Source organism: Actinosynnema sp. NPDC002837, from assembly GCF_040295345.1.
Classification (GTDB): domain Bacteria; phylum Actinomycetota; class Actinomycetes; order Mycobacteriales; family Pseudonocardiaceae; genus Actinosynnema.
The window spans coordinates 26,976-42,310 of record NZ_JBEOVG010000081.1; the positions used below are offsets into that span (position 1 = coordinate 26,976).

Below are 15,335 nucleotides of genomic sequence, written 5' to 3' on the forward strand. Positions count from 1 at the left end.
ACCCCATGACCTCCCCCTTCCCCGGCCGGTGGCCGGGAGCCGTCGCGACGACCCTCGGTCCGGTGCTGCTGCTCGTGGGCACGCTGCTGCGGTGGCCGTTCCACTACTTCTTCCCCCAGCAGTTGGCCGCCGTGGCCGAGCAGCCGGGCCGGATGACCGCGGCGCACACCTTGGTGCTCGCCGGGACCGTGCTGCTCGCACCCGCGGTGATCGCCCTGGCGCACCGGATCGGGCGAACGCGTCCCGTGTTGGCGGCGTGGGGTGCCGGGCTGGTCCTCGTGGGCCTGTTCGAACGCACGTTCCACGCGGGCATCGACCAAGCCGCGCACGGTCTGGTCCGACGGCAGGGCGCGGCCGTCGCGACCGACCTCGTCGGCCAGTCCTACCAGGACCTGCACCTGTTCAGCTTCCTGTCGTTCACCATCCTGCTCGGCTGGCCGGTGCTGGCCTTCGCCGCCTACCGCAGCGGCGTCCTCGGCCCGGTCCGCGCCACCGCCCTGGCCGCGACGTGCCTGCTGCCGTTGGGCGTGCTGAAGGGCACCGAGATCACGTCGGTGATCGCGGTCGTGGGCCTGTGCGCCGCGTTGCTGCCACTGGGCATCCGCCAGGCGCTCGACGGCCCCAGCCCAACCCGCAAGTCGCTCCTGCTGACCCTCGCCGCCGTTCCGACCCTCGGCGCCCTGGCCTACGTGAGCACCCTGGGCTGACTACCGGACCCCATCGCCCGACCACCGACCCCGCCGGGTCAGGTGACGGGCAGGGCGAAACGCCGGACACCCCTCGGGGTGCGGACCACCAAGGCCTCGGCCAGCGTGGAGCACGGCGTGATCTCCTGGTCCAGGCCGCTGATCTCGAACGGTCGCAGGACGTGGCGGTGGCTGGCGACCACGCGCAGCGGCACGCCCGCCGCCTTGGCCGCCAGGTGGCCGCGGTGGAGCTCGTTCAAGCCCGCGGCGGCGAAGAAGTCCACTTCGGTGAGATCCACGACGACCGGTGCGGGCGGGGTCGCCAGGGCCAGGCTGATCGCGATCTCGTGTTTCAGCCCGCAGACGGTCATCGCGTCGACCTCGCCGGCGACGCGGACCACGACGGCATAGCCGTGGACTTGGCGGTCCACCCTGAACGAGTGGCTGGAAGGTTCGGTTATCACGGCCCGCAGCCTCCTCGGAGGTCGAAGAAGGCAGTGGCAGCTGACTCGATCCGCTGCGTCGTCCGACCGTACTCGCATCCACCCGAATCCGCAGCTCAACGGCACACCCACGGCCACCGCCGCGCCCCGGAGAAGTGCAGGCGGCCCACCGGGAGGGCCCGGTTTCGGACCACCTCGGGAACCCCTCGAACGGGTGACCACCGACGGGTCAGCGCACGGCGGCGGTGATCTTGGCGAACAGCGGGGCAGGCCACCACTTCGGGCGCACCGGAACCCGACGGACGTCGGCGAACCCGGCGAACGACCCGCGGTCGAACCGGGCGAAGCGGAAGTCGTACAGCAGCAGCACGCCGCCGGGCCGCAGCACGCGCCCCAACTCGGCCACCGCCCGACGCTGGTCCGGCCACTCGTGCAGGCTCAACGTCGACACGACCACGTCCACGCTGTCGTCCGGGTGCGGCAGCGACGCCACATCGGCGACCTGGAACGTGATGCGCGACGACGTTGCGCGCGCACGGGCGATGTCCACCATGTCAGCGGACAGGTCGACACCGCCCAGCACCAGGTCCGCCCGCCTGGCCGCCACGGCGTGCAGGAGACGTCCGGGACCGGTGCCGACGTCGAGCACCACCGCGGCGGGCGGGGCGAGCGCGGCCACGTCGGAGGCGACCAGCCGGTACAGGCCGCCCAGCAGGCGGGTCGCCCGCCGCTCGTAGGACGCACTGCGCTTCCGGTCGAAGTAGCTGGTCTGCGGGTGGTCGGACACGTGGGCTCCCGAAACGCGACAGTCGGCGGTGGTTGACAACACCACCGACTGTGCAACTTCATGTCGACATGAAGTCAAGCGAGGAGCTGTCGATCGGCACGCTGGCCGACCGGTTCGGGCTGGCGACGCACGTGCTGCGGCACTGGGAGGACGTGGGCCTGCTCGCGCCGCGCCGCCAGGCGAGCGGTCGGCGGCGGTACGGGCCGGCGGACGAGGCGCGGATCGCGATGATCCTGCTCGCCAAGGACGCCGGCCTCGGCCTGGACCAGATCAGGCTGCTGTTCGCCGCCACCGCCGACCGCTCGGCCCGCCGCGCGCTCTACCGCGAGCACCACGACCGGCTGGCCGAGCGGATCGCCTCGCTCCAGGCGTCGCTGTCGGTGCTGGAACACGCGATGGGGTGCGACGCCGAGGACATCACCACGTGCCCCGACTTCCAGGCCGAGGTCGCCGCCCGCATCCCCGACTGACCCGGTCCGTCACCGACGAGGCCGAACCGCGGGCCGCCCGCAGCCACGTCAGTCGGTGGTCAGGCCCTCGAAGTACTCCTTCTGGGACGGGTAGTAGTCGTCGAAGGCGGGCAGCGGCGCGCCGGCGCGGGAGGCCACCAGCATGTCCAGGTAGTACTCCCACCCCGGGCCGACCTCGCCGATGCCCTCCTCGGTCGACAGGTGGTGCACGAGGCTCAGCTCGGTCACACCGTCCACTTCGGACAGCAGCAGCTCCATCCGCCACGTGCCGGCCTCGTCCACCATCGACATCGCCAACCGCCGGGGCGGGTCGCACGCGTCGATGCGGACCTCCATCCACGGCTCCTGCTCCTCGAACACCATCTGCACCTTCACCGCGCGCCCCGGAGCGGCCTCGCCCTCCCACGGGCCGAACCACCGGGCCGTGCGCTCGGGCTCGGTCAAGCTCGCCCACACGTCGTCGGCGAGCGCGCGGAACGTGCGGGTGAGCACCAGGTCGCTGCCCGCGTCGGTGCGGAACAGCCGACCGGTGGGGGTGGGGGTCATGCGGTGTTCTCCTTCGATTCGTCGGCAGGGGATCCATCGGGGGACGACCGGTCGGCGAGCGGCCCGTCCACGCCGGGTCGGCCGGTGCGGCGTTCCCGCCGGGTGCGGTAGACCTCGGTCTCCAGCGCGTCGAGGCGGTGCGCCCAACCAGAGGTCCGGTCGGGCACGCCGAAGTCGGCCAGCCAGCGCGCGAGCGGCGTCAGCCGGGAGGCGTCCAGCACGTAGAACCGCTGTCGGCCCACCAGCTCGTCGCGCACCAGCCCGCTCTCCCGCAGCACCCGCAGGTGCCTGCTCACCGCCGGGCGGCTGATCGCGAACCGCTCGGCGATCTGCCCGGCCGACAGCCGTGCGTCGACGCGCAGCATCTCCAGGATCTCCCGCCGCACGGGGTCGGCGATCGCACCCGCCACGTCGTCCACCGTTAAAGCGTAACCACTGGGTTACACGTTAGGCAATGCCCTCCAGGAACGCGATCAACGCCCGCCGGTACGGCTCGACCGTGGTCAGGTCGGCGTGCTCGTCCGGCCCGTGCTGCCCGTCGCCGCCGACCCCGAAGATCACCGCCTCGATGCCGCGCTGGAAGTAGAACCGGGAGTCGGCCGCGCCGTGCTTGCGCAGCAGGTCGCCCGAGTACCCCTGGGCACGGGCGGCGCGTTGCAGCGCCAGCAGGTCCGGCCCGTCCGGGTCGGCCCGGTGCGGCGGCTCGACGTGGTCGACCGCGGCCGTGACGTCGGGCGGGCACAACGAGGTGAGGTGCGCGGCGACCTCCTCCCGCGAGCGGCCGGTGAAGTCGACGTCCTCGGGCGGGAAGCGGACGTCCAGCCACGCGGTCGCGTCCGCGGGCACCTGGTTGAGCGCCTGGTTCCCGGACGAGATCCGGGCGACGTTCACCGTCGTCCGCCACTCCTCCTCCCCCGCGACCGGGTACGCGGCGAGCACGCCGTCCACCGCGCGCATCACCTTCAGCAACGCGTTGTCACCGAGCCACTGGTAAGCGCTGTGCGCCGCACGTCCCACCGCGTGCAGCCGTGCGGTGACGAGCCCTTTCGACTCGGCCACGACGCGCAGCGCGCTGTGCTCCCCGATCACCACGAACGACCCCGTGACGCCCTGCTCCAGCTGGTGCAGCGTGCCGTTGCGCCCGCCGACCTCCTCGTCGGTCACGAGCTGGAGCCCGATCGGGTAAGGCAGCCGCCGGGCCACGTCCCGGAACACCGACGCCAGCACCAGCGCGGACAGCTTCATGTCCTGCGCGCCCCGGCCGATGAGCCGGTCGCCGTCCCGACGCGGCCGGAACTGCTCGTCCGCGCCCGGCACCACGTCCAGGTGGGCGTTGAAGATCACCCGGAAGTGTGGCCGGCGTTCACCCGAGTAGACGAGCGCACTGGGCTTGCCACCCGCCTCGAACCGCTCGACGGTGAAACCGGGCCCGACCGCGTCCAGCACGAAGTCCAACGCCCGGCGCAGGTCGTCGGGGCGGTCGGCGGTCGAGCGGATGCCGAGCAGCTGCTCGGTCAGCGGTAGCAGGTCCATCCCGCCATCGTGCCCCGACTACCGCGGCGGCACGGGTCACGGCGCGTCCGGGATCGCCTGCTCCGCACCCTCCACAGCGGACGGACAACGCGGTCGGGCGCGCAGCTCGACGATCGCCACCACCAGGGCCAGCGACACCGCCACCGTCGCACCGCCGACCGCGACCGACACCGCGACCGGGAAGTCCCGCCCGGACGAGGTCAGCACCAGGTAGAACACGCCGGTCAACGCCGCGGTGCCGATCGCGGCGCCGATGCGCTGCCCCGTCTGCAACGCCCCACCGGCCGCACCCGCCATCGACACCGGCACGTGCCGCAACGTCAGCGTGGTGTTCGGCGAGATCACCCACCCGCCGCCGATGCCCGCCACCAGCAACGCCGGCGTGACCGCCCACCCGGCCACGTGCGGCGGCGCGAACCGCAGCACCACGGCCGTCACCGCGAGACCGGCCACCACCAGGGTCAACCCGGTGACGGTCAGCTTGCGCCCCCACTTCTCCACCAACCGCCCGCCGACCACCGCGGATGCCGCCGACCCGACCGCGAACGGCGTCACGGCCAGCCCCGACTGCAACGGCGTGTAGCCGAGCCCGGTCTGGAAGTACAGCGCGAACACGAGCCAGATGCCGGCGAACCCGATGAAGTAGACCATCCCGAGCAACGCGCCCGAGCCGTAACCGGGCGTGCCGGTGAACAGGGCGATGTCGAGCATCGGACCGCCGCCACGCGCGGCGACCTGCCGTTCCCACCGCACGAACAGCACCAGCAACGCCGCCCCGAGCCCGAACAGCCACCACAGCCGCGCCAGCCCGCCCGCCTCGGCCAGCACCAGCGGCAGCATCACGGCCAGCACCCCCGTGCCGAGCAGGGCCGCGCCGACCAGGTCGAGGTGGCCGCGCGGCCCACCGCGGGCGGGCGGCAGCAGCCGTGCCGCGAGCACCAGCGCGACCAGGCCGATCGGCACGTTGACGTAGAAGATCCACCGCCAGCCCTCGTCCTCGCCGGCCACGGCCAGGATGACGCCGCCGACCACCGGCCCGACGGCCGTGGAGACGCCGACCGTGGAGCCGAAGAACCCGAACGCCCGGCCGCGTTCCGCGCCCCGGAACAGCTGCTGGATCAACGCCGAGTTCTGCGGCGCCAGCGCGCCCGCCGAGATGCCCTGGGCGAGCCGTGCCACGACCAGCACCTCCGTGGTCGGCGCGAGCCCGGCCAACGCGCTGAACAGCACGAAGCCGCCCAACGCGGCCAGGAACATGGCCCGCCGCCCGATCGCGTCACCCAGGCGTCCGGCGGGCACGAGGGTCAGGCCGAACGCCAGCGCGTAGCCCGAGACGACCCACTGCACGCCCGCCGGCGTGGTGCCGAGGCCGTGCTGGATGGACGGCAGGGCGACGGACACGATGCTCACGTCGAGCAGGCTCATGAACCCGGCGACGAGCGTGACCGTGAGCGCCTTCCACCGCCGCGGGTCCGGCTCGTACGCCCTGGTCATCACTCATTCCTACCTCCCGGCACGATCACCCGCACGCCACCACGTGTGGCCCGGTCCGGAGTGGATACCCCCTGGGCATGGACGTGGAGCCGAACCGACTGTCGGACGTGGACCTGCGCCGGTTCGTGCTGGACCGGCTGGACGAGGACGCCGAGCGGCTGGCGCGCGAGGAGCTGCCGCTGCTCGACGACGCCGAGCGCCGGGGGCGGCTGGCGATCCTGCGGTCCGACGACGGCCGCGAGCTGCTCATCGTGCCCGGCGAGGCGCGCACCGCCGACGAGCGCGTGCCGGTGCCGTTCGAGGAGAAGGCGCGCTGGTTGCGCGAGGAGGTCGAGGGCGGGTCCGACCGGTCGGTGCTCCTGCTGCTCGCGGGCGCCTACGACACGCACCACGGGTGGCAGGAGGAGTGGCGGACGTGACCGGACCCGGTCACCCGGACGACGACCTGCCGCCACCGGCGCCGCCGCGCAGCGCGTTGACCCTGCGGTTGTGGCTGGCCGGGTTCGGCGTCGTGTTCAACGGCGTGGCGGCCGTGCTGTGCGTGCGCGCCGGCCTGACGTGGCTGGCGGTGCTGCTCGCGGTGATCGTGGTGGGGCTGATCGTCGACTTCGGCTGGGTGGTGCACCGCAAGCGGCGCGGCGACCCGGGCTGACGTCGGCTCAGCGGGACATGGCCGGTCGGGACGCGCGCGGCGCGGGCACGTCGTGATGGCGGCTGACGTTGTGCTCCAGCAGGGCCTGCGACTCGGCGACGTCGATCGAGTCGTCCGGCAGCACGCCGTCGCGCTCCTTGAGCCCCACCATCGCGTCCTCGATGGCCGCGTGCGCGGCGAACAGGCACGGCGTGCTGCAGATCGCCACGTCGACGCCCAGGTCGGACAGCTCGCCGAGCGACAGCTTCGGCGACCGGCCGCCCGCGATCTGGTTGAACAGCAGCGCCTTGCCGCCCACCGCCCGCCGGACGCGGCGGATCACGTCGACCGACGGCATGCCCTCGACCAGGACCACCTCGGCGTCCGTCCCGGCGAACGCGGCGGCCCGGCGCAGCATCTCGTCCTCGTCGGTGGCGTCGGTCCGCGCCACCACGACCAGGTCGGTCCTGGTCCGCAGCACGAGGTCCAGCTTCTCCAGGTACTGCTCCAGCGGCAGCACCCGCTTGCCCTCGACGTGCCCGCACCGGCGTGGCCGCTGCTGGTCCTCCAGGATCACGCCGGACGCGCCGACCTGCTCCAGGGCGCGGACCACCTGGCAGGCGACCTCGGGATCGGTGTACCCGTCGTCGATGTCGACCAGCAGGTGCTTGTCCGGCAGCGCCAGGCGCAGCCGCTGCACGAACCCGACCACGTCCGGCCAGGCGATGAAGCCGACGTCGGGCAGGCCGTAGTGCGAGGCGGAGAAGCCGAAGCCGGAGACGAACAGCCCGTCGTAGTGCCGGGCCGCGATCGTGGCCGACAGCATGTCGAACACGCCGATCAGCGGCGTCGTCCCGGGAGCCGCGACGGCCTCGCGCAGTGCCTTGCCGTAAGCCATGCGACGAACCGTAGGCGGCCTCGCCGAACCTGGTCGAGATATCGGAAGGATGAGATCCACTCAGCCGCGGGTCCGCGCCGGCGCGGCTCGCCGCCAGGCCCCGGTAGCGGTGGGCGACCCCGCCGGGGAGCAGGTACTCGGCCAGGACGTTGCCGGTGCGGCGGGACGGCAGCCCCATGTCGTGCATGAGCTCGTCGGCGGTGTGGATGTCGTAGGGGCCGAAGTCGTAGCCGCCGGTGCCCGGGAGCACCCGTTCCTGCCAGGCCAGGCGGGCGTCGACGGCCTCGTTCATGCCCCGCTCGTCCGGGGTGACGTGCAGCGTGCCCAGGAAGTGGCGGGCCAACCAGTGCGCGGTGAGCTCCACGCCCATGATGTTGTTGAAGACCTGCCGGAACCCGACGAACCCCAGCCGGTCGACGCCCGGCGGCACGATGCCCCGGTACAGCCGCAGCCGCCCGGCGTCGTCGTGCACCCGCAGGTCGAGGAACGGGAAGACCCGGCGGTGGCCGGTGGCGAACACGACGACGTCCGCCGCGACCTCGCGGCCGGTCGCCAGGCGCAGGCCCTGGTCGGTGTACGCCTCGACCGCGCCGACCTCGGCCGTGAGGCGACCTCGGCGGACGGCCCGCACGTAACCGCGCGGCATGACGCCCGCGTGGGCCAGGTGGTAGGGCAGCGGTCGGGTCGGTCGCAGCCGCTCCGGCAGGCGGGCGAACCCGGCGGAGATCAGCATGTCGCGGGTGATGAGCCGCCACAGGACCCGCTTGACCCGGTCGTCGAGGCGGTCGATCGGGCGGACGCAGGCCGGGTCGTGGTAGCGGGGCAGGAGCGCCTCGCCGAGCCGGGTGAACAGGATCCACCGGTAGCCGACCGTGCCGAGCAGGAGCCGTTCGGGGATCATCCAGTTGACCTTGCGCTGCACGAGCGTGGCCGAGGTCGCCTCGCGTGCCGCGCGGGTGGCCAGGTCCAACGCGGACTTGCCGCCGCCCACGACGACCACGCGCCTGCCGGTGAACGTCCCGGACCGCACGTCGTTGGCGTGCAGCACGGTCCCGGGGAACGACTGGCGCCCGGGCAGGTCGGGCACGTGGACGTGGTGGTGCGCTCCGCTGGCGACGACGACGTGGTCGAACGTCTCGCGACCGACCGGCGCGCCCTCGTCCCCGACCGGGCGGTGCTCGACCAGCCAACCGGAGGCCCCGACCGGCCCCGGCCCGTCGACCGGCCGGATCGAGGTCACCTCGGTGCCCGGTCGGAGGTGGTCGAGCACGCCGAACGTCCTCGCGTAGTCCTCCAGGTAGCGCTGGCTGTCCACGGAACTGGCGAAGCTCAGCCGGTTGGGCAGGTCCGCGAACTCGAAGAGGCGGAGCGCCGACTGGTTGGACAGGCCGTCGTAGCTGCCGCCCGGCGACCAGATCCCCCCGACCCGCTCGTACTTGTCGAAGACGGTGACGTCGAAGCCGTGCTCCAGCAACACCTTGGCCGTGACGATGCCCGCGGGCCCCGCTCCGACGACACACGCCCTCATCGCCGCCACTCCCCCGCGATCGGCACACCCGGCCCGTCCATCATCCCGACCGGGGCGGCGTCAGGACAGTGCGGCGATCACGTCGTCGGCCGTGACCGGCAGGGAGAACATCGGGAAGTCGAAGCGCAACGCGTTGTCGTGCTCCTCCTGGGACGTGGCGGCCACGCAGTCGGTCAACGTGATGACCTTGTACCCGTTCTCGTAGCCGGTGCGCATGGTCGACTCGACGCAGCAGTTCGTCAGGAACCCGCCGAGCACGATGGTCGTGATGCCCTTGCTGCGCAGGATGAAGTCGAGGTTCGTGCTGGCGAACGTGTCGAGCCCGCGCTTGCCCTCGATCACGATGTCACCGTCGCGGGGCGCGAGGTCGTCCACGATCGCCGCGCCCCAGCTGCCCTTGACGAACGCCTTGCCGTCCACCACGCCCTTGAGGATGCCGTACGGGTGGGAGGAGATCTCGTGGTAGCCCTCGGCAAACGTGATGGGCGCGTGCATCACCGTCACCCCGGCCGCCCGTGCCGCCTCCACCAGGGCCACGGTCTTGGGCAGCATCTCGGTCCTGCCCATCACCTCACTGACCGCACCGTTGAGCACACCACCCTCGCTGGTGAAGTCGTTCTGGTACTCGATCAGCACCAACGCGGTCGTCTTCGGGTCCAGCACCAGCTCGGTCATCGCAGGCTCCACTCCTCGGCGGCGGTCGCGGACCTGATTCAACGGCCCCGACCCCCCGCCCGCAATGCGACGTCCGGGTTCACTCCCCTCGTGAACCGAACACATCGTGCCGAACCTCGCGTCCAGCGGTCGCCCCGACGCGCCCCCACCGGAGCCCTCCGACCCGCATGGCGACACCAGACCCTCCCGCACGACGGCCGTACGCCGCCAAGGCGGACGCTGGACCTGTTAGCAGTGTTCGAGCCCTCGTCACAGCCGCTGAGGAAAGGCTGGTCAGTCGCTCGGGCGGGACAACCGCAGCATCGCCTGGCAGGCGTGCTTGAGCTCCTCGGAGCGGTCGAACAACTCCAGCAGGGTCGCGTCCCCTGCCAACGTGTCGAGGAACCGACCTAGCAACGTCTCCACGGCGGACGGGAGTTTCACCGTCTCCGCCACGCCTCTAAGCGTGATCTGCGCCGCGTACACCGAAGCGGACAGGTCCCGAGGCTCGGAGCCGTCCGGGTTGGCAGCGAACTGGTGGTCCAGGACGCGGTAGGTGCGGATCTCCACCACAAGCCGCCCCAGTAGGAACCACGCCAGCTCGTCCCGGTTTGCCTGCTGCTCAACCCGCCGCTGGAGGTCGTCAAGTGCCCCGGTGTACGCCCTGATCGCCAGGTCCTTGCCGTGTGGATCCGGAGGAGGCGGGTCCACCAGCTGGTGGCCGGTGGCCAGAACGGGGACGAATTCCTCCCACGTCAGCCCGATGCCGGCCAGCGCTTCGACCAGCTCGTCCCGAGCCGTTCGACCTTCCTTGGACAATGGCAGCAACGACAACCGATTGCCCATGTTCCAGCCGATGATGAAGTACCAAGGGCTGTTTGCCGACCCGGTCAACGGCTGAGTTGACGAGGGCGGCGAAGGCGGTAGGTGGATATTCAGGTTCCCGCTGATGTAGCCCGCTTGGACGAGGGCACCGAGTACCTCGCCGCTAGCCATGTTGTGCAACTGTCCTGTCATGGAGCTCCCACCACTGTACGGGCATGCGAAGAGGCGACGACCTCGCATCATCGAGGCAGCAGAACGCTATGGCGTTCCTGCGGATCCACGTCCGCACTTTTCGGTGTTTACTGATTCGTGATCTGCACCCACTTCGAGTTATAGACGCGGTGCTGCGGCATCCAGAGCAGCGACCGGACCCGCGCTCTTTATGGGACCAATCCCAGAGATGGCGTGGGCGTGGCCAGTCGGTCACGATTCGCACCTTCACACCAGGAGGCTGGTCATGGGCGACCAGACGCTCACCACGATCCCGGCGGAGGTGGATATCGCGTAGACCGGCCCCGTCGCCCCGATTCAGCCCAGGTCGGTGAGGAATTCGGTCAACACGGCGGCGAACTGTTCCGACGCCTCCAAGTGCGGCGCGTGCCCGATGGCCGGCAGGATGCGCACCTGCCCGCGCCAGAGCGTCGGCATCGGGACCGAATTGAGGTAGTCGAGGTTGACGAGCTGCTCGTCCTCGCCGTGCAGGACGGCCAGGGGTTGCGTGAGCCCGGCGACGATCGCCACCTCGTCCGCGAACCGGCCCGCGCCCAGGCTCGCCAGCAGACCGGCACGGGCGGAGCCGTCGGTGGCCAGGATGTCGGCGACGAGTTCGGCGACCGGGTACGCAGAGCCTGGGGCGAGGAAGCTGGCCGCGTAGGCGCGCGCGGCCTCGTCGTCCACCTCGGCGCTGAAGCCGATGTTCACGGCCGGGTTGAGGAGGAAGGCCTCCGCGAGTTGGGCAGGTGAGCTGACGGGCGGTGTGCCGAAGATCAGGAACCCGGCCGCGTGCGGCAGGCGCGGGGCTGCCTCGATCGCGATGTGCCCGCCGAGGCTCCAGCCGACGACGACAGCGTCCTCTGTGTCGGTGGCCGCCATGAAGCCGACCAGGTTGTCGGCGTAGCCCGGCAGCGAGTAAGCCTCCTCTGCCGCAGGGGGCGGCGAGCCGCCGTGTCCGGGCAGGTCCGGCGCCAGGCATCGGAACCGCTCGCCGAAGGGGCCGTCCACCAGCGCGCGCCAGGTGCGAGCGGCGGACGAGTTGCCGTGCACGAGGACGATGGGCCGCCCGGAACCGGGCGACTCGAGGTAGGCCAGTTCCTGCCCGTCGACGGTGATGCTCTTCTCGGCCAACGGACGAAGTCCCCTCACTCGGGCGGTGTTCGGCACCGACAGCGTCTCACCTCTACCGAGGTGAACTGAAGACCGTCGCCTGGTATGGGTCCCGCTAACCGTGGCGTCGGACGTTGCCGGCACGACGGGGTCGCGGGTTCGTCGGGTCGTCCGTCGACCGGATGCGGCGGCCGTGCTGTCGAGTCGCGGTGCACCGCAACGCGGTCAGGAATACGTCGCGACATCGCCTTGCGGCGACGTGAATGCCACGGGGTGGGCTGGGGTCGGGACCGCGCGTTCGCACGGGCGCGCGTGCCGCCGACGGCGGGGAGCGGCCGGCACCGCGATGATGGCGGGATGAGCTCAGCGGTGAACGCAGCGCTGCCGGAGTTGGACGTCGTGATGCCCGTCGCACCCAAGGACGCTTCCGACGCGGCGTTGGCGTTGCGGTCGTTGCTGCGGCACTGCCGCAACCCGATCCGCGCGGTGCACGTCGTGTCGGCGTCGCCACCGCAGTTCGTCGACCAGCGCGTGCGGTGGCTCGACGAATCGCTGGTCGAGCCGAGCCTGGCGGAGGTCGAGGCGGTGTTGCGCGCCACGGGCTCGCCGCACGGCAACGCGACGTGGTACTTCCAGCAGCTGCTCAAGCTCGGCTGCTTCGCGCTGCCCGGCGTCACCGCCGACCACGTGCTGGTCACCGACGCGGACCTGGCGTTCGTCGCGGACGTGACGTTCGTCGACCCGTTCGGCCGGGCGCTGATGCCGTGGGGTTACCCGCTGCGCTGGGGCTCGGGTCAAGGCGCGTCCGGCGCGGTCCGGCACTCGACCCTGAGCGCGGCCTCGCGGATGGTGCCCGGGTGGTGCGCGGTCGACCGCTTCAGCGGGATGCACCACCACATGGTGCTGGAGCGCCGGGTGGCGGCCGAGTTGGTGCGGCTGGTCGAACGGGCGCACGGTGTGCCGTTCTGGCGCGCGTTCCTGGTCGCCCGTGACCGGTCCCGGTGGACCGGGGCTTCGGAGTACGTGCTGTACCGGCACTTCGCGTCGCGGTCGTTCCCGGAGCGGGTCGTCATGCGGCACCTGTCCAGCGCCGAGGTCATCCAAAGCGCCGGCGCCGGTGGTTTCACCCTGGCCGACGTGCTGGCCGCACCGCGTCCCGGTGACGTGCGCGCCGTGGGTTGCCACCGGTTCCTCGACTACGCCCACCGCATCGCCACGATGGACTACCTCTCCGACCCGCTGCGCCGCGAACTACCCGTGAACGCACCGTTGGCCCTGCGGCTGAGGCGGGGGGAGGTCACCGTCACGCCCACGACCACCCCGTTGTCGTTCCAGGACAGCCCGTAGACGTGCAACGCCGACCCGGAGGGCGGCGGTGCGCGCGGACGGAGCTGGGCAGCACTTCGCCGTCCACGTCCCCCCGCGTCGTCACCCGGCAGGGCAGCGCCCAACGCACGGGCTTGACCTAGGCTTCAGGTCATGGCCGAGATCAAGTACTCGACTCCGCAGGAAGCCTTCGAACTGCTGCTGTCCGGTAACCAGCGCTTCGTCGCCGGCACGCCGGAGCACCCGAATCAGGACGCGGCCCGTCGCGCCGAGGTCGCACCCGCTCAGCGCCCGTTCGCCGTGCTGTTCGGGTGTTCCGACTCCCGGCTGGCCGCCGAGATCGTCTTCGACCGCGGCCTGGGCGACCTGTTCGTGGTGCGCACCGCGGGCCACGTGGTCGGCGCGGAGGTGCTGGGCAGCGTCGAGTACGGGGTCGGCGTGCTGGGCAGCCCGCTGGTGGTGGTCCTCGGGCACGACGCGTGCGGCGCGGTCGCTGCCGCGTGCGCCGCGCTCGACGAGGGCGCGGTCCCGGACGGGTACATCCGCGACGTGGTCGAGCGCGTCACCCCCAGCGTCATCGCGGCGCGGGCCGCCGGACGCCTGCAGGCCGACGAGATCCTCGCCGAGCACGTCAGCCGCACTGTGGACCTGCTGCTCGACCGCTCCCGGCTGCTCGCCGAGCGGGTGGACTCCGGTCAGGCCGCGGTGGTAGGCCTGTGCTACCGCCTGGCCGACGGCAACACCCGACTCGTCGCGGCCCGCGGCCTCGACGTCCCCGTCCCCACGAACTGAGCACCCCGGCAGGAGCGCTGAACGAGACCGGTGCAGGTCACTCGAGGGGCCGGGGCCCGGCAGCGCGGCGAAGCCGGTTGGCGATCGCCAAGCCCAGCCCCTCCTCCACCGGCAAGGACGCGACGATGAGATCACACCCCTGCTGATCGAGCTCGCGCAGGAACCCGTACAGCCCTCGCGCGTAGTCGGACGTCGAACCGGGGACCGCCACCACGGCGTGCGCCGTCACCGGGGCGCCGGCGAACGCGGGAGGAAGAAGTACGCCCACCCTGTGCCCCAGTTCCTGCGCGAGCTCCGCTTCGGCGACGATCTTCTCGGGCTCGACGAGGACGACCCGCGCCCGCGGCGCGTAGTGCGACGGGTGCTGCCCCGGCACCCGGACGCGGCTCGTCGAATGGACCGCGAGCGAGCACCCCAGCACCGCTTCGAGGTCCTCGCGCGTCACGCCGCCAGGCCGGAGGACGCTCGGGACGTCGCCCGTGGCATCGACGATGGTCGACTCGACGCCGACCTCGCACGGGCCACCGTCGAGCACGAAGTCCACGGCATCACCGAGCTCCGCGCGAACGTGGTCCGCCGTCGTGGGGCTGACCGAACCGAAGCGGTTGGCCGACGGAGCCGCCACACCACCCCCGAAGGCCCGCAGCAGCGCGAGCGCGACGGGGTGTGCGGGCACCCGCACGGCCACCGTCTCCAGGCCACCGGTCGCTTCGAGCGGCACCCGGCGGCCGCGCCGCAGGACCAACGTCAGCGGCCCCGGCCAGAAGCGCTCGGCCAGCAGACGCGCCGTCGCGGGGACGTCCTCGACCCAGTCACCCAACTGGTCCGCATCGCCGAGGTGCACGATCAGCGGGTGGTCGGGCGGACGCCCCTTGACCTGGAAGACGCGCGCGACCGCGGCGGGATCCTCGGCATTGGCGCCCAGGCCGTAGACGGTCTCGGTCGGGAGGGCCACCAGACCCCCCGCTCGCAGCACACCGGCCGCCTTCTCGAGATCACTGCTCGTTGCCAACGGACTCGCAATCCTCTCCACCACCCGCGACAACGTACTGGGGGCATCGACGTCGCGGCCGACCAGGTGGGCTGAGAACACCCTGGACAACGACCTGGGACCAGTCGCGCTGCTCGACGAGGTCGCCCACGAGGCCGAGGCGGCGCCGAGCACCGGTGCGACTACCTGGTCCACGCGGTGATCAGGCCGTACGGCACGCACGACCTGATCACTTTTCGTCCCACGTCCGCCGGCTCGGCACGGTCCTGTTCGCCGTGCACCTGATCGGGTCCGCGCAGGCGCTACCGGCCTCTACCGCAACGTGCGGATGGCCTGGCCGGGGGGCCCCGGCCGCGCGCGCCGGGGGGGCCGGCGGGGGGCGGGGGGGCACGGGGGGGGGGGGGCCGG

At 72.0% G+C, this 15,335-nt stretch carries 17 protein-coding genes and 1 pseudogene; 6 read left to right on the plus strand and 12 right to left on the minus strand.

Annotated features, from left to right (window positions below):
- Positions 1–5: 5 nt before the first annotated feature.
- Positions 6–707, plus strand: coding sequence for a hypothetical protein (locus tag ABTZ99_RS35440; RefSeq protein WP_499617653.1), 702 nt, complete (start codon positions 6–8; stop codon positions 705–707).
- Positions 708–745: 38 nt separating this feature from the next.
- Here ABTZ99_RS35440 and ABTZ99_RS35445 read toward each other — a convergent pair whose 3' ends face one another.
- Together ABTZ99_RS35445 and ABTZ99_RS35450 are read right to left on the minus strand one after the other, a co-directional pair.
- A complete protein-coding gene (locus ABTZ99_RS35445; RefSeq protein WP_498779081.1) occupies positions 746–1,150 on the minus strand; it encodes an STAS domain-containing protein in 405 nt (134 codons plus the stop codon).
- A gap of 208 nt (positions 1,151–1,358) precedes the next feature.
- The gene (locus ABTZ99_RS35450; protein WP_498779082.1) at positions 1,359–1,916 is read right to left on the minus strand and encodes a class I SAM-dependent methyltransferase; all 558 of its coding nucleotides are present in this window, start codon (positions 1,914–1,916) and stop codon (positions 1,359–1,361) included.
- Between the two features lie 68 nt (positions 1,917–1,984).
- Between ABTZ99_RS35450 and ABTZ99_RS35455 the strand changes: the two genes are divergently transcribed.
- The gene (locus ABTZ99_RS35455) at positions 1,985–2,386 is read left to right on the plus strand and encodes a MerR family transcriptional regulator (RefSeq protein ID WP_498779084.1); all 402 of its coding nucleotides are present in this window, start codon (positions 1,985–1,987) and stop codon (positions 2,384–2,386) included.
- 48 nt (positions 2,387–2,434) lie between these two features.
- On the opposite strand, the gene ABTZ99_RS35460 is transcribed toward ABTZ99_RS35455, so the two are convergent.
- From ABTZ99_RS35460 to ABTZ99_RS35475, 4 genes are read right to left on the minus strand one after another with little or no spacing between them, the layout of a single operon-like run.
- A complete protein-coding gene (locus tag ABTZ99_RS35460) occupies positions 2,435–2,932 on the minus strand; it encodes an SRPBCC family protein (protein ID WP_498779086.1) in 498 nt (165 codons plus the stop codon).
- Positions 2,929–3,351: a metalloregulator ArsR/SmtB family transcription factor gene (locus ABTZ99_RS35465; protein WP_499617654.1), complete on the minus strand. Its 423-nt coding sequence runs from the start codon at positions 3,349–3,351 to the stop codon at positions 2,929–2,931. Before ABTZ99_RS35465 ends, ABTZ99_RS35460 begins: the two co-directional genes overlap by 4 nt.
- Positions 3,352–3,379: 28 nt before the next feature.
- The gene (locus tag ABTZ99_RS35470; RefSeq protein WP_499617655.1) at positions 3,380–4,465 is read right to left on the minus strand and encodes a M20 family metallopeptidase; all 1,086 of its coding nucleotides are present in this window, start codon (positions 4,463–4,465) and stop codon (positions 3,380–3,382) included.
- A 36-nt stretch (positions 4,466–4,501) separates the two neighbouring features.
- Positions 4,502–5,959, minus strand: a complete 1,458-nt coding sequence (locus tag ABTZ99_RS35475) for an MFS transporter (RefSeq protein WP_499617656.1) — start codon at positions 5,957–5,959, stop codon at positions 4,502–4,504.
- 77 nt (positions 5,960–6,036) lie between these two features.
- Here ABTZ99_RS35475 and ABTZ99_RS35480 point away from each other — a divergent pair, with 77 nt between their 5' ends.
- Both ABTZ99_RS35480 and ABTZ99_RS35485 read left to right on the plus strand, forming a co-directional pair.
- Positions 6,037–6,378 carry a hypothetical protein gene (locus ABTZ99_RS35480; RefSeq protein ID WP_499617657.1) on the plus strand — a complete coding sequence of 114 codons (342 nt, stop codon included), beginning with the start codon at positions 6,037–6,039 and terminating at the stop codon, positions 6,376–6,378.
- Entirely contained in the window at positions 6,375–6,611 is a 237-nt protein-coding gene (locus tag ABTZ99_RS35485) for a DUF6343 family protein (RefSeq protein ID WP_499617658.1), read from the plus strand. The genes ABTZ99_RS35480 and ABTZ99_RS35485 overlap by 4 nt, the downstream gene beginning before the upstream one ends.
- Positions 6,612–6,618: 7 nt before the next feature.
- Here the strand turns inward: ABTZ99_RS35485 and ABTZ99_RS35490 are convergent, their stop codons facing one another.
- The 5 genes and pseudogenes from ABTZ99_RS35490 to ABTZ99_RS35510 form a co-directional block, all read right to left on the minus strand.
- Positions 6,619–7,488 (minus strand): isocitrate lyase/PEP mutase family protein, encoded by an 870-nt coding sequence (locus tag ABTZ99_RS35490; protein WP_499617659.1) that lies wholly within the window; start codon positions 7,486–7,488, stop codon positions 6,619–6,621.
- Between the two features lie 283 nt (positions 7,489–7,771).
- Positions 7,772–9,016 (minus strand): annotated as a pseudogene (locus tag ABTZ99_RS35495) (flavin-containing monooxygenase); the annotation flags it as partial.
- A gap of 60 nt (positions 9,017–9,076) precedes the next feature.
- The gene (locus tag ABTZ99_RS35500; RefSeq protein WP_498779103.1) at positions 9,077–9,691 is read right to left on the minus strand and encodes a cysteine hydrolase family protein; all 615 of its coding nucleotides are present in this window, start codon (positions 9,689–9,691) and stop codon (positions 9,077–9,079) included.
- 273 nt (positions 9,692–9,964) lie between these two features.
- Positions 9,965–10,564: a hypothetical protein gene (locus tag ABTZ99_RS35505; RefSeq protein ID WP_499617660.1), complete on the minus strand. Its 600-nt coding sequence runs from the start codon at positions 10,562–10,564 to the stop codon at positions 9,965–9,967.
- 459 nt (positions 10,565–11,023) lie between these two features.
- Positions 11,024–11,857: an alpha/beta fold hydrolase gene (locus ABTZ99_RS35510; protein ID WP_499617661.1), complete on the minus strand. Its 834-nt coding sequence runs from the start codon at positions 11,855–11,857 to the stop codon at positions 11,024–11,026.
- A gap of 318 nt (positions 11,858–12,175) precedes the next feature.
- Here ABTZ99_RS35510 and ABTZ99_RS35515 point away from each other — a divergent pair, with 318 nt between their 5' ends.
- Both ABTZ99_RS35515 and ABTZ99_RS35520 read left to right on the plus strand, forming a co-directional pair.
- On the plus strand, positions 12,176–13,165 hold the full coding sequence (locus tag ABTZ99_RS35515) for a hypothetical protein (protein WP_499617662.1): 990 nt from the start codon (positions 12,176–12,178) through the stop codon (positions 13,163–13,165).
- A gap of 132 nt (positions 13,166–13,297) precedes the next feature.
- Complete coding sequence (locus tag ABTZ99_RS35520) at positions 13,298–13,936, plus strand: carbonic anhydrase (protein WP_499617663.1); 639 nt, start codon at positions 13,298–13,300, stop codon at positions 13,934–13,936.
- Positions 13,937–13,973: 37 nt separating this feature from the next.
- On the opposite strand, the gene ABTZ99_RS35525 is transcribed toward ABTZ99_RS35520, so the two are convergent.
- On the minus strand, positions 13,974–15,029 hold the full coding sequence (locus tag ABTZ99_RS35525; protein WP_499617664.1) for an L-threonylcarbamoyladenylate synthase: 1,056 nt from the start codon (positions 15,027–15,029) through the stop codon (positions 13,974–13,976).
- Positions 15,030–15,335 lie beyond the last annotated feature (306 nt).